12 protein-coding genes are annotated in these 12,863 nt (G+C 64.3%); 9 read left to right on the forward strand and 3 right to left on the reverse strand.

Annotated elements, in window-relative coordinates; translation table 11 throughout:
* The first annotated feature begins 189 nt into the window (after positions 1-189).
* The 7 genes from prfB (at position 190) to B2790_RS07385 (ending at position 6,923) form a co-directional block, all read left to right on the forward strand.
* Positions 190-1,285, forward strand: a protein-coding gene (prfB, locus tag B2790_RS07355; protein ID WP_108480361.1) for a peptide chain release factor 2 whose coding sequence is annotated in 2 segments (ribosomal slippage) — positions 190-261 and positions 263-1,285 — 1,095 coding nt in all. Because the reading frame shifts where the segments join, the coding sequence is not laid out codon by codon here.
* Positions 1,286-1,378: 93 nt separating this feature from the next.
* Entirely contained in the window at positions 1,379-2,881 is a 1,503-nt protein-coding gene (lysS, locus tag B2790_RS07360) for a lysine--tRNA ligase (protein WP_013971217.1), read from the forward strand.
* Between the two features lie 124 nt (positions 2,882-3,005).
* Positions 3,006-3,710, forward strand: a complete 705-nt coding sequence (locus B2790_RS07365) for a TetR/AcrR family transcriptional regulator (protein WP_025337938.1) — start codon at positions 3,006-3,008, stop codon at positions 3,708-3,710.
* Positions 3,711-3,739: 29 nt separating this feature from the next.
* Positions 3,740-4,288, forward strand: a complete 549-nt coding sequence (locus B2790_RS07370; protein WP_286918548.1) for a hypothetical protein — start codon at positions 3,740-3,742, stop codon at positions 4,286-4,288.
* 139 nt (positions 4,289-4,427) lie between these two features.
* Positions 4,428-5,705 carry a flavohemoglobin expression-modulating QEGLA motif protein gene (locus B2790_RS07375; protein ID WP_013971219.1) on the forward strand — a complete coding sequence of 426 codons (1,278 nt, stop codon included), beginning with the start codon at positions 4,428-4,430 and terminating at the stop codon, positions 5,703-5,705.
* The gene (locus B2790_RS07380) at positions 5,677-6,600 is read left to right on the forward strand and encodes an alpha/beta hydrolase (protein WP_286101150.1); all 924 of its coding nucleotides are present in this window, start codon (positions 5,677-5,679) and stop codon (positions 6,598-6,600) included. The genes B2790_RS07375 and B2790_RS07380 overlap by 29 nt, the downstream gene beginning before the upstream one ends.
* Positions 6,597-6,923, forward strand: a complete 327-nt coding sequence (locus B2790_RS07385; RefSeq protein WP_003252219.1) for a hypothetical protein — start codon at positions 6,597-6,599, stop codon at positions 6,921-6,923. The genes B2790_RS07380 and B2790_RS07385 overlap by 4 nt, the downstream gene beginning before the upstream one ends.
* A 246-nt stretch (positions 6,924-7,169) precedes the next feature.
* On the opposite strand, the gene B2790_RS07390 is transcribed toward B2790_RS07385, so the two are convergent.
* The 3 genes from B2790_RS07390 to B2790_RS07400 form a co-directional block, all read right to left on the reverse strand.
* Positions 7,170-7,961, reverse strand: coding sequence for an OmpA family protein (locus B2790_RS07390; RefSeq protein WP_025337942.1), 792 nt, complete (start codon positions 7,959-7,961; stop codon positions 7,170-7,172).
* A 50-nt stretch (positions 7,962-8,011) separates the two neighbouring features.
* Positions 8,012-8,425, reverse strand: a complete 414-nt coding sequence (locus B2790_RS07395; RefSeq protein WP_274079229.1) for a DUF4398 domain-containing protein — start codon at positions 8,423-8,425, stop codon at positions 8,012-8,014.
* A 275-nt stretch (positions 8,426-8,700) separates the two neighbouring features.
* Positions 8,701-9,045: a type 1 pili tip component gene (locus tag B2790_RS07400; RefSeq protein WP_013971223.1), complete on the reverse strand. Its 345-nt coding sequence runs from the start codon at positions 9,043-9,045 to the stop codon at positions 8,701-8,703.
* Between the two features lie 282 nt (positions 9,046-9,327).
* Here B2790_RS07400 and ppc point away from each other — a divergent pair, with 282 nt between their 5' ends.
* Positions 9,328-11,955, forward strand: a complete 2,628-nt coding sequence (ppc, locus tag B2790_RS07405) for a phosphoenolpyruvate carboxylase (protein WP_286918549.1) — start codon at positions 9,328-9,330, stop codon at positions 11,953-11,955.
* A 257-nt stretch (positions 11,956-12,212) separates the two neighbouring features.
* Entirely contained in the window at positions 12,213-12,863 is a 651-nt protein-coding gene (adk, locus tag B2790_RS07410) for an adenylate kinase (protein ID WP_003259830.1), read from the forward strand.

Raw genomic sequence — 12,863 nt, forward strand, 5'->3', positions numbered from 1 at the left:
TCCCACAGGTACAGCGCATGCCTGAGACCTGCGCTGTACCTGTGGGAGCTGGCTTGCCGGCGATAGGCCGGGGCAGGCGTTCACCTCATTCTGCCGACACCACTTCTACCGCCCGGCGGGTCTGCCGCCCTGCGGCGGACTCGGTTATACTCGCAGGCTTTTCACCGAATTCGTGCGAGTAGCCAGCCCATGGAAATCCAACCGATCCTGAACACCATCAAGGACCTCACCGAGCGTTCCCAGTCCATTCGGGGGTATCTTTGACTACGATCACAAGCATGACCGCCTGATCGAAGTCAACCGCGAGCTGGAAGACCCCAACGTCTGGAACAAGCCCGAGTACGCCCAGGCCCTGGGCCGCGAACGTGCCATGCTGGCACAGGTGGTCGAGACCCTGGACAAGCTGTCCGGCGGCCTGGCCGACTGCCAGGACCTGCTCGACATGGCCGTCGAGGAAAATGACGAAGGCGCCGTCGGCGACGTCGTGACCGAACTGGAAGGCCTGGAAGAAAAACTGGCCCAGCTCGAGTTCCGTCGCATGTTCAGCGGCGAGATGGACATGAACAACGCCTACCTGGACATCCAGGCCGGCTCCGGTGGTACCGAGGCGCAGGACTGGGCCAACATCCTGCTGCGCATGTACCTGCGTTGGGCCGACAAGCGTGGTTTCGATGCCACCATCATCGAGCTTTCCGAAGGTGAAGTCGCCGGCATCAAGGGCGCCACCGTGCATATCAAGGGCGAGTACGCCTTCGGCTGGCTGCGCACCGAGATCGGCGTGCACCGCCTGGTGCGCAAGAGCCCGTTCGACTCCGGTGCCCGTCGCCACACCTCGTTCTCGGCGGTGTTCGTGTCGCCCGAGATCGACGACAAGGTCGAGATCGAGATCAACCCGGCCGACCTGCGTATCGACACCTACCGTTCCTCCGGTGCCGGTGGTCAGCACGTGAACACCACCGACTCGGCGGTGCGTATTACCCACGTACCGACCAACACCGTGGTGGCTTGCCAGAACGAACGCTCCCAGCACGCCAACAAGGACACCGCCATGAAAATGCTGCGGGCCAAGTTGTACGAGCTGGAAATGCAGAAGCGCAATGCCGCCTCGCAGGCGCTGGAAGACAGCAAGTCGGACATCGGCTGGGGCCACCAGATCCGCTCCTACGTGCTGGATGACTCGCGTATCAAGGACCTGCGTACCGGTGTCGAGCGCAGCGACTGCCAGAAGGTGCTGGACGGCGACCTCGACCAGTACCTGGAAGCGAGCCTCAAGCAGGGGCTGTAAACCGCACACAACCGCCGCGGTACCTGGCCTGGGGCCGGTATCGCGTGCCCTGCCCGAAAGGGGCACCGAACACCTGATGGAAAGAATGACGAAATGAGCGACCTCAAGACCGAAGCGCAAGACCTGCAACAGGAAGAAAACGCCCTGATCGCCCTGCGCAAGGAAAAGCTTGCCGCCGAGCGCGCGAAGGGCAATGCCTTCCCCAATGACTTCCGTCGCGACAGCTACTGCAACGACCTGCAGAAGCAGTATGCGGACAAGACCAAGGAAGAACTGGAAGCTGCAGCGATTCCGGTCAAGGTTGCCGGCCGCATCATGCTCAACCGCGGCTCGTTCATGGTCATTCAGGACATGACCGGCCGTATCCAGGTCTACGTCAACCGCAAGACCCTGCCGGAAGAAACCCTGGCCGCGGTCAAGACCTGGGACCTGGGCGACATCATCAGCGCCGAAGGCACCCTGGCCCGTTCCGGCAAGGGCGACCTGTACGTCGAAATGACCAACGTGCGCCTGCTGACCAAGTCGCTGCGCCCGCTGCCCGACAAGCACCACGGCCTGACCGACACCGAGCAGCGCTACCGCCAGCGTTACGTCGACCTGATGGTCAATGAAGAAACCCGCCACACCTTCCGTGTGCGTTCGCAGGTGATCTCGCACATCCGCAAGTTCCTCATCGAGCGCGACTTCCTCGAAGTCGAAACGCCGATGCTGCAAACCATCCCGGGTGGTGCTGCGGCCAAGCCGTTCGAAACCCACCACAACGCCCTGGACATGGCCATGTTCCTGCGCATTGCGCCGGAGCTGTACCTCAAGCGCCTGGTGGTTGGTGGCTTCGAGAAGGTGTTCGAGATCAACCGCAACTTCCGTAACGAAGGCGTTTCGACTCGTCACAACCCTGAATTCACCATGCTCGAGTTCTACCAGGCCTACGCCGACTACCGCGACAACATGGACCTCACCGAGGAACTGTTCCGCGAGCTGGCGCAGCTGGTACTGGGCACTACCGACGTGCCGTACGGCGACAAGGTGTTCCACTTCGGCGAGCCGTTCGCCCGCCTGTCGGTATTCGACTCGATCCTCAAGTACAACCCGGAGCTGACCGCTGCCGACCTGCAGGACGTCGATCGCGCCCGCGACATCGCCAAAAAGGCCGGTGCCAAGGTGCTGGGCCACGAAGGCCTGGGCAAGCTGCAGGTGATGATTTTCGAAGAGCTGGTCGAGCACAAGCTTGAGCAGCCGCACTTCATTACCGAGTACCCGTTCGAAGTGTCGCCGCTGGCCCGTCGCAACGACGACAACCCGGCTGTTACCGACCGTTTCGAGCTGTTCATCGGTGGCCGCGAGATCGCCAACGCCTACTCCGAGCTCAACGATGCCGAAGACCAGGCCGAGCGCTTCCTGGCCCAGGTGGCCGAGAAGGACGCCGGTGACGACGAAGCCATGCACTACGACGCCGACTTCGTTCGCGCCCTGGAGTACGGCATGCCGCCGACTGCTGGTGAAGGCATCGGCATCGACCGCCTGGTGATGCTGCTGACCAACTCGCCGTCGATCCGCGACGTGATCCTGTTCCCGCACATGCGTCCGCAGGCCTGAGTGAATTGAACGAGCCGCCTTTCGAGGCGGCTTTTTCTTGCCTGAAGCTGCATGTTGTCAGTACCGGCCTCTTCGCGGGCACTGACGAAACACTGTCCATGAGGTACACCCCGTGACACCCGCAATGCCTCACCAGGGCGCCGCCGGCATCGCCACCGCCGTCGCCGAAAGCGTGCAATACCAAGGCCGCAAGACTGCCCGCCAGGGCAGCGAGCAGCGTCGCCAACTGATCCTCGACGCCGCCATGCGCATTGTCGTGCGCGATGGCGTACGCGGTGTGCGCCATCGCGCCGTCGCCGCCGAGGCCGGTGTGCCACTGTCGGCCACCACCTACTACTTCAAGGACATCGAGGACCTGCTCACCGATACCTTCGCCCAGTACGTCGAACGCAGCGCGGCCTACATGGCCAAGCTGTGGGCCAATACCGAGGTGGTGTTGCGCCAGTTGCTGGCCGAGGGTGACGGCAGCCCACAGGCGCGGGCACGCCTGGCTGACGAGGTAGCGCGCATGACAGCCGACTACGTGCAGCGGCAACTGCTGAACCGCCGCGACTTCCTGATGGCCGAGCAGGCCTTCCGCCAGGAGGCGCTGCTTTGCCCGCGCCTGGCTCAACTGGTGTGCGCCCATGAACAGATCCTGCTGCATGGCACCCGCCAATTGCTGCAGGTGGTGGGCTCGCAGCAACCGGAACAGGACGCCCAAATGTTGACGGCGATTATCGAGCAGATGGAATATCAGGGCCTGCTCAAGGATGCGAACGCGCAAGCCGATGGGCAGATGCTCGCTATGCTTAGCCGATACCTGCAGCTGGTGCTGGCATCGGCCTGAGCCGAGACCGACTTTTCAAGGAGAACCTGATGAAAGCCTGGCGTGTGGTGTTGTTGACTTTGTCATTCCTGCTGCTGGGCGGTTGTCTGGTGACCTTCCACGAGCCCTTGCCGAGCAACCAGGCGGCGCCCAAGGCCCTGCTCGGCAAGTGGAGCAGCAAGGACGCCTGGGGCGAGCCGCTGAAGCTGGTAATCAGCCGTAGCGGCGGCGATGCCTACAAGGCAGTGGCCACGGCCAAGGGCAAGGCCCCCGAGGAATACGCGTTCACCGTGTCGCGCCACGGTAACCGCTGGTACCTGTCGGCTGGCGTGCCGAAGCGCCTGGGTGGCAACTTCCTGATCGGCGGTTTCGATATCGTCGATGGCAAGGAACTGGTGGTCTATAACCTGGATGTCGAGCAGGTGCAGCAGGCGGTGGACAAGAAGGAGCTGACCGGGCGCAGCACCGAGGTGCCGGAAGACAACGGCGACGGTGTGCTGATCGACAGCCCGTCGGCGCGGGTGCTGGCGTACCTGGACGACCCGGCCAACTCCGACCTGTTCGTTGAAGTGGCGCGGTTCCAGCGCTCCGGCAAGTAATTACCTGTGCCGGCCTCTTCGCGGGCTTGCCCGCTCCCACAGGTACAGCGCTGCTCTCGGCTGTGGCGCCGCTCCTGTGGGAGCGGGCGAGCCCGCGAAGAGGCCGGTACAGGTTTCTTGTACTAGAAAGGAGTCCTCGGTGGACGAATACCAGCAAACCATCCGTGCCCTGTCCGACCGCATCGTTGCGGCACAGACCCCGATCCGGGTTCTGGACGCGGTGAAGTGGGACGACAACATCCGCCAGGGTTTCCTCAAGGCCAAGGGCAAGGAGCCGCCGGCCGTCGACCGTGCTTACTACCAGTCGCGCCCGCTGGCGTTCGATTCCAGCGCGGTCAAGGCCGAGTTCCAGGGCATCGAGCGCGACATCATTCGCCAGCTCGGCCAGTTCAACCCGGTCGGGCAGATAATGAAGCGCATGTGCCGCGAATACCGCATGGTGGTGCGCATGCTCGAAGCGCGCGGCACCGAGGATTTCGGCCTGATCTCCCAGGAGCTGTACGGCGCTGCCTCGGATGCCTTCCACGCCGGTGATCCGACCTTGGCCGACCTCGGCCTGATGCTGTCGGACTACCTGAACAACATCGATGGCCGTGGCGACCTCAAGGACGAACCGAAGAACCTCACCGCCAAGGAGGCCGTGGAAATCCTCCAGCACCGGCTGAACAAGGTGTTTGGCGAGGCCGAGGAGACCATCCGTGTGTTCGAGTCCGACGGCATCGTCGCCGATGCCGCGGCCGGGGCCGACTACATCAAGGTGCGTGCCGACGCCATGTTCAACTCCCGTGACGTGCGCGCCCTGGAGGTGCACGAAGGGCTGGTGCATGTCGGCACCACGCTCAACGGCCTGAACCAGCCGATCTGTACCTTCCTGGCCAAGGGCCCGCCCTCGTCGACGGTGACCCAGGAAGGCCTGGCCATCCTCATGGAGGTGATCGCCTTCGCCTCCTACCCCAGCCGCCTGCGCAAGCTCACCAATCGCACCCGCGCCATCCACATGGTCGAGGAGGGTGCCGATTTCATGCAGATCTACAACTTCTTCCGCGAGCAGGGGTTCGAGATGGCGCAGAGCTACAGCAACGCCAGCCGGGTGTTCCGTGGGTCGGTGCCCAATGGCCTGCCATTTACCAAGGACTTGTCCTACCTCAAAGGCTTCATCATGGTTTACAACTACATTCAGTTGGCCGTGAAGAAGGGCAAGCTCGAACAGATCCCGTTGCTGTTCTGTGGCAAGACCACCCTGGAAGACATGCGTACCCTGCGACAGCTGGTCGAGGAAGGCCTGGTCGAGCCGCCCAAGTACCTGCCCGAGCAATTCCGCGACCTCAACGCGCTGTCGGCCTGGATGTGCTTCTCCAACTTCCTCAACCACCTGAGCCTGGACCGCATTGAAGCCGATTACGCGAACATTCTCTGAATGCTGCCGCCTGCTGGCCCTGGGTTTGATCCTGCTGGGCCTGGGCGGTTGCAGCAGCCTGCTGTTCTATCCCGAGCGCGGCCAGCCGTTCACGCCCGAGCGGGCCAGGCTCGAGTACCGCGATGTCACCTTGACCACTGCTGATGGCATCCGCCTGCACGGCTGGTGGCTGCCGGCCAAGGCCGGGGTCGAGGTCAAGGGCACGGTGCTGCACCTGCATGGCAATGGCGGCAACCTGCCTGGGCACCTGGGCGGCAGCTACTGGCTGCCGGAGCAGGGCTACCAGGTGTTGATGATCGATTACCGCGGCTATGGCCTGTCCCAGGGCGAGCCGAGCCTGCCCGAGGTGTACCAGGACATCGCCGCGGCCATGGCCTGGCTGGAGCAGGCTCCCGAGGTCAAGGGCAAGCCATTGGTACTGCTGGGGCAGAGCCTTGGCGGGGCCATGGCCATTCACTACCTGGCGGCCCACCCGGAGCAGCGCCAGCGTTTCAGTGCCCTGGTGTTCGACGGTGTGCCGGCCAGTTACCGTGCGGTCGGGCGCTTTGCCCTCAGCACCTCGTGGATGACCTGGCCGCTGCAGGTGCCGCTGTCGTGGCTGGTGCCGGACGGTGACAGCGCGATCCGCTCGATCGAGCAGCTGAGCAGCCCGCCCAAGCTGTTCTTCCACAGCATCGACGACACCCTGGTGCCGATGGACAACGGCATCCGCCTGTACCAGCACGCGCCAGCGCCGCGGGTGCTGCAACTGACCCGTGGTGGCCACGTGCAGACCTTCGCCGACCCGACCTGGCGCCAGGTGATGCTGCGTTTCCTCGACGACCCCAGCCATTTCAACGGCCTGCGGCGGCTGGCCGAAGTGCCCAATTACCCTGACGAGAAGAACAAGCAATGAGTGAAGAACGCAACGCCATCCCGCTGATCCTGACCGGTGTCGGCAGCATCATCGTGACGGTGGGGGCCTTGTGGTACTACGGTTACCTGCATTTCGCCAAGCCCGAGGATGCCCTGTTGCTGCAGGATTTCACCATGCTCAAGACCATCCCCGGCGAGGACTACAAGGTCTCGCTGGACCCGGCACCACAAGTGGCCCAGTGCGTCGATGGCGTGCTGGTGCTGTTCGACACCCAGCAGAAAGGCCTGACCGGGGTGCTGGTGGACAACCGCAAGCGCGCGGTGCGTTGCATGGGCGAGGAAACCCCGCAGCAGGTGCAGTGAGCCATTATCTCTGCTGCCTGTGCTGGCCCTTTCGCGGCTGAAGCCGCTCCCACAGGGACTGTGCAAAGCTCAAGATATCTGCTGCCTGAACTGGCCTCTTCGCGGGCACGCCCGCTCCCACAGGGATCGCGCAAAGCTCGAAACGGGCGCCGTACCTGTGGGAGCGGGCGTGCCCGCGAAGAGGCCGGAACAGGCAAAAGAAAGCCCCGCTTCGATCGCGGGGCTTGTCAGTTCAGCTAGCCAGCCTTACTGCTGTACCTGGCTCACCGAGCGCGGCGCCACCGGCTGGTTGTCGTTGGAGATGGTCACCTCCACCCGACGGTTCTGCGCACGCCCCGAATTGCTCGAGTTGTCCGCTACCGGGTACTCCTTGCCATAGCCCTGGGCGACGATGCGCGCCGGGTCGACGCCGGCACGTACCAGTGCCATGCGCACGCTGTTGGCGCGGCGCTCCGACAGGCCCTGGTTGTAGTTGGCCGAGCCGACGCTGTCGGTGTAACCCTCGACGATCACCTTGCGTTCCGGGTTTTCCTGGAGGAACTGCGCCAGCTTGGTGACGTTCGGGTAGGCGTTGCTCTTGAGTTCGGCTTTGTTGAAGTCGAACAGCACGTCACCGAAGGTGACCAGCGTGCCGCGGTCGGTCTGCTTGGCGTTGAGGCTGTCCTGCAGCTTGGCGATCTGTGCGTCGCGGGCGTCCAGCTTAGCCTGGGCGCGCTGGGCCGAGGCGTTCTTCAGTTCGCCTTCGGCTGTGCGCAGGGCGATGGTCTGCTTGGCCACTTCGACGCGCTGGTTGGTCAGGTAGGCCAACTGGTCGACCTTCTTCTCGTCTTCACGGTCCATGTAGGCCTTGTCGGCCTTGTTCAGCCAGTCCTGGGCGTCCTTGGTCTCCAGTGCTGCAACCTTGCTCGATTGCGGGTCGCTCTGCAGCGAGGAGAAGTTGGTGCGGGCCGATTCGAGGTTGGCGTTAGGGTCGTGCGAGCAGGCAGCAAGGCCGACGCTCAGGGCCAGCAGGGCGGGAATCATGACGTAGTTGCGCATAGTGTTCATCCTTTGATCGTGTGCGAAGGCCGAGGTGGGCGGGGCAGGGCTCACTGAGCGCTGCGCAGGCCTTCCTCACGTACGTCCTGAACGCCCTGGCGGGCATCCTGCACGGCCTTCTGGGCCTTGGCCGCCTGGGCCTTGCGTTCGGCGAGGCGGGCGTCCCACTCGGCCTGTTCGGCCAGGCGCCTGGCGTCGTCGTATTTCTTGTCATGCATGGCGATCTCGGCCTGCTTGAACTTGTCCTGTGCCGCTTTCATTTCCACGGCGGCGAACTCGGTGCCGCCAGCGCTGACGGCGGAGTTCACGGCGGACTGGGTGACTGCATACTGCTCGGTGGGCGGGTTGCCCGCACAGCCGGCCAGGATCAGGCTGCTGCCCAGGGCCAGCGCTGCCAGCTTGAACCCGCGCACATGAGTGGATGAGGGTTTGTAGATGCGGGTGTTCTTGGTGGTCAGTTCCATTGGATCACTCCTGTTTACGACGTTGTCCGTAGCAGTCCATCGCTCGTTCCCTGACACGTGCACGCGCTTCAGCTCAACGGTGCACAACGGCAGGTGTGCAGGGTTTTAGCGTGATGGCTATTGGCTGTGACTGGCGCGTTTTTCGGATAGTTCAGAAAAAATCATCCTGAGCGGATAACTATTTCTGACTAATCGGTCAGTGCGATTCACCCGGAACTTTCGCGGGGCGTAGCGGTATTCCGGGCCTTTGCCAGGCCCGGAGCGGGGGCGGCGGGTTACTTCTCGCTGTCGGCTGCCGGGTTGCTCAGGGCGTGCAGATGCTGTCGCGAAAGTGACAGAAAGCGCGGAGTAGGACCGATGTCCTCGTACAGCGGGTCGCCTTCCTCGTCGGTGGCAATGACCTGGCGGCCTTGCACATAGGGGAAGCTGGCTTCCAGCTCCTCGAGGGCTGCCGCGACCAGCTCACCGAGCAGTTCCTCGGCGGTGCGCTTGGGGTACATGTCGATCAGCGCGGCCAGGCGCGCTTCGGACTCAAGGTCCAGATGCAGGACATGGCCCGTGGGGCTGAGGGTACCGGCGGCATTCTGTTCCCAGTGCTGGGCGAGTTCACGGATTTTCATGCTGACCTCTGTTGACGCCTGAAAGGGCTGCAATGCATGGGAGTGTCGTGCTTTCACTTTAGTTTGCTTTGGCCGATCACGGCTTGCCATCGGCGCCTGGCTGTGGGCACTCTTGCCAGGTATGTCGCACCCTCTGTGGGAGCGGGCGTGCCCGCGAACACCGGCAACGCCGGTGCCAGGCACCGCGTTGGATTCTTCGCGGGCAAGCCCGCTCCCACAGGGGATCGCGTAAGGGCTGAAAAAGGGATGCAATGCGCCAGAGCCGCGCCGGAGAGAGGGCCAATGACCGATATCGATGTGCGTTTGCGTGAAGATGTCCATGTGTTGGGTGAGCTGCTCGGCGACACCATTCGCCAGCAGCATGGCGAGGCGTTCCTGCAGAAGATCGAGGACATCCGCCACAGTGCCAAGGCCGACCGCCGCGTTGCCGGCGAGCAACTGAGCTCGACTCTGGCGGACCTGGCCGATGAAGACTTGCTACCCGTGGCCAGGGCCTTCAACCAGTTCCTTAACCTGGCCAACATGGCCGAGCAGTACCAGTTGATCCGCCGCCGCGACGCCGACCAGCCCGAGCCGTTCGAGGCCCAGGTGCTGCCCGAGCTGCTGGCGCGCCTGAAGCAGGCCGGGCACAGCAATGATGCCCTGGCTCGGCAATTGGCCAAGCTCGACATCCAGCTGGTGCTCACCGCGCACCCCACCGAGGTGGCCCGCCGCACCCTGATCCAGAAGTACGACGCCATCGCCGGCCAACTGGCGGCCCAGGACCACCGCGACCTGACCCCGGCCGAACGCCAGCAGGTGCGCGAGCGCCTGCGCCGGCTGATCGCCGAGGCCTGGCACACCGAAGAAATCCGCCGCACCCGACCGACGCCGGTGGACGAAGCCAAGTGGGGCTTCGCGGTGATCGAGCATTCGCTGTGGCACGCCATCCCTAGCCATTTGCGCAAGGTCGACAAGGCCCTCCTGGAGGCTACCGGCCTGCGCCTGCCGCTGGAGGCGGCGCCGATCCGCTTCGCCTCGTGGATGGGCGGTGACCGTGATGGCAACCCCAACGTGACCGCAGCGGTCACCCGCGAAGTCCTGCTGCTGGCGCGCTGGATGGCTGCCGACCTGTTCCTGCGCGACATCGATGCGCTGGCGTCCGAGTTGTCCATGCAGCAGGCCGACGATGCCCTGCGCGAGCGGGTCGGCGACAGTGCCGAACCCTACCGTTCCCTGCTCAAGCAACTGCGCGATCGCCTGCGGGCGACGCGCGCCTGGGCGCATTCGGCATTGACCAGCAGCCAGCCGGCCAGTGCCGAGGTGCTGGTGGACAACCGCGACCTGATCGCGCCGCTGGAGCTGTGCTACCAGTCCCTGCACGCCTGTGGCATGGGTGTGATCGCCGAAGGCCCGTTGCTCGACTGCCTGCGCCGCGCCGTGACCTTCGGCCTGTTCCTGGGCCGCCTGGACGTGCGCCAGGACGCCGCCCGCCACCGTGATGCGTTGAGCGAGATTACCGACTACCTGGGCCTGGGGCGCTATGCCGACTGGGATGAAGAGCAGCGCATCGAGTTCCTCCAGGCCGAGCTGAAAAACCGCCGGCCACTGCTGCCCGCGCACTTCAAGCCGCAGGCCGATACCGCCGAGGTACTGGCCACCTGCCGGGAAATTGCCGCTGCACCAGCCGCCTCGCTGGGCTCTTACGTCATCTCCATGGCCGGTGCTGCCTCGGATGTGCTGGCGGTGCAGCTGCTGCTGAAGGAGGCCGGCCTGACTCGGCCCATGCGCGTGGTGCCGCTGTTCGAGACCCTGGCCGACCTCGACAATGCTGGCCCGGTGATGCAGCGCCTGCTCGGCCTGCCAGGCTACCGCGCCAACCTGCGCGGCCCGCAGGAAGTGATGATCGGCTATTCCGACTCGGCCAAGGACGCTGGTACCACGGCTGCAGCCTGGGCGCAGTACCGGGCCCAGGAAAACCTGGTGCGTATCTGCGCCGAGCACCAGGTCGAGTTGCTGCTGTTCCACGGCCGTGGCGGCACGGTAGGCCGCGGCGGTGGCCCGGCCCACGCGGCGATCCTGTCGCAGCCACCGGGTTCGGTGGCGGGGCGCTTCCGCACCACCGAGCAGGGCGAGATGATCCGCTTCAAGTTCGGCTTGCCGGGCATCGCCGAGCAGAACCTGAACCTGTACCTGGCCGCCGTGCTCGAAGCCACCTTGTTGCCACCGCCACCACCGCAGCCGGCCTGGCGCGAGGTGATGGACCAACTGGCCGCCGATGGCGTCAAGGCCTACCGCGGCGTGGTGCGGGAGAACCCCGATTTTGTAGAGTACTTCCGCCAGTCCACCCCGGAGCAGGAACTGGGGCGCCTACCGCTGGGCAGCCGCCCGGCCAAGCGTCGCGCCGGTGGCATCGAAAGCCTGCGGGCCATTCCGTGGATCTTCGGCTGGACCCAGACCCGTCTGATGCTGCCGGCCTGGCTTGGCTGGGAAACGGCATTGAACAATGCCCTGGCCCGTGGCCAGGGTGAACTGCTGGCGCAGATGCGCGAGCAATGGCCGTTCTTCCGCACCCGCATCGACATGCTCGAGATGGTGCTGGCCAAGGCCGATGCGCAGATCGCCGAGGCCTACGACGAACGTCTAGTGCAACCGCACCTGCTGCCTTTGGGTGCGCACCTGCGCGACCTATTGTCGCAGTCGTGCCAGGTGGTACTGGGCCTTACCGGGCAGCCGGTGCTACTGGCGCACAGCCCCGAGACGCTGGAATTCATCAGCCTGCGCAATACCTATCTGGACCCGTTGCACCGCCTGCAGGCCGAGTTGCTGGCCCGCTCGCGCAGCCGCGAAGCCGCTCTGGACAGCCCGTTGGAGCAGGCCTTGCTGGTGACTGTGGCGGGTATTGCAGCCGGCCTGCGCAACACCGGCTGAGGGTAGGCCCGGGGCGCACAGGGCAGGTGCCGTGCGGGGGATGCAAGTGGGCGAAGAGGGTGGTTGCGCCGGGCGCAACCGCCTGCCAGGCCAGCCGTAGGTGGCGCATTCCTGCAACTTTGGGACGCTTGTCTGGCTGCCGGGCGCTGTGTATCTTGAGCAGCCTTCTGACCGATTTATGGTCATACCCGATTTTCCGGACTTGGCCCTGGTCGCCGAATCCATTGAATTTCATAAAAAAATTTGAGGAGCACGAGATGCGCGTAATTCTGCTGGGAGCTCCCGGGGCCGGTAAAGGTACTCAGGCAAAGTTCATCACCGAAAAGTTCGGTATCCCCCAGATTTCCACCGGTGACATGCTGCGTGCCGCCGTCAAGGCCGGTACCCCGCTGGGCCTGGAACTGAAGAAAGTCATGGATGCCGGCCAGCTGGTCTCCGACGAGTTGATCATCAGCCTGGTCAAGGAGCGCATCGCCCAGCCTGATTGCGCCAAGGGCTGCCTGTTCGACGGCTTCCCACGTACCATCCCGCAAGCCGAAGCCATGGTCGCTGCCGGTGTCGACATCGACGCCGTGGTGGAAATCGCCGTGGACGACGAGGAAATCGTCGGCCGCATGGCTGGCCGCCGCGTGCACCTGGCCTCGGGCCGCACCTACCACATTCAGTACAACCCGCCGAAAGTGGAAGGCAAGGACGACGAGACGGGTGAAGACCTGATCCAGCGTGATGACGACAAGGAAGAAACCGTTCGCCATCGCCTGTCGGTCTACCACAGCCAGACCAAGCCGCTGGTGGACTTCTACCAGAAGCTGTCCGCCGCCAATGCCGGCAAGCCGAAGTACAGCCACATCGAAGGCGTCGGCTCGGTCGAAGCCATCACCGCCAAGGTCCTGGCAGCCCTGAGCTGA

Origin of the sequence: Pseudomonas sp. UBA6753 (genome assembly GCF_002453565.1) — a bacterium.
Lineage (GTDB): Bacteria > Pseudomonadota > Gammaproteobacteria > Pseudomonadales > Pseudomonadaceae > Aquipseudomonas > Aquipseudomonas putida_Z.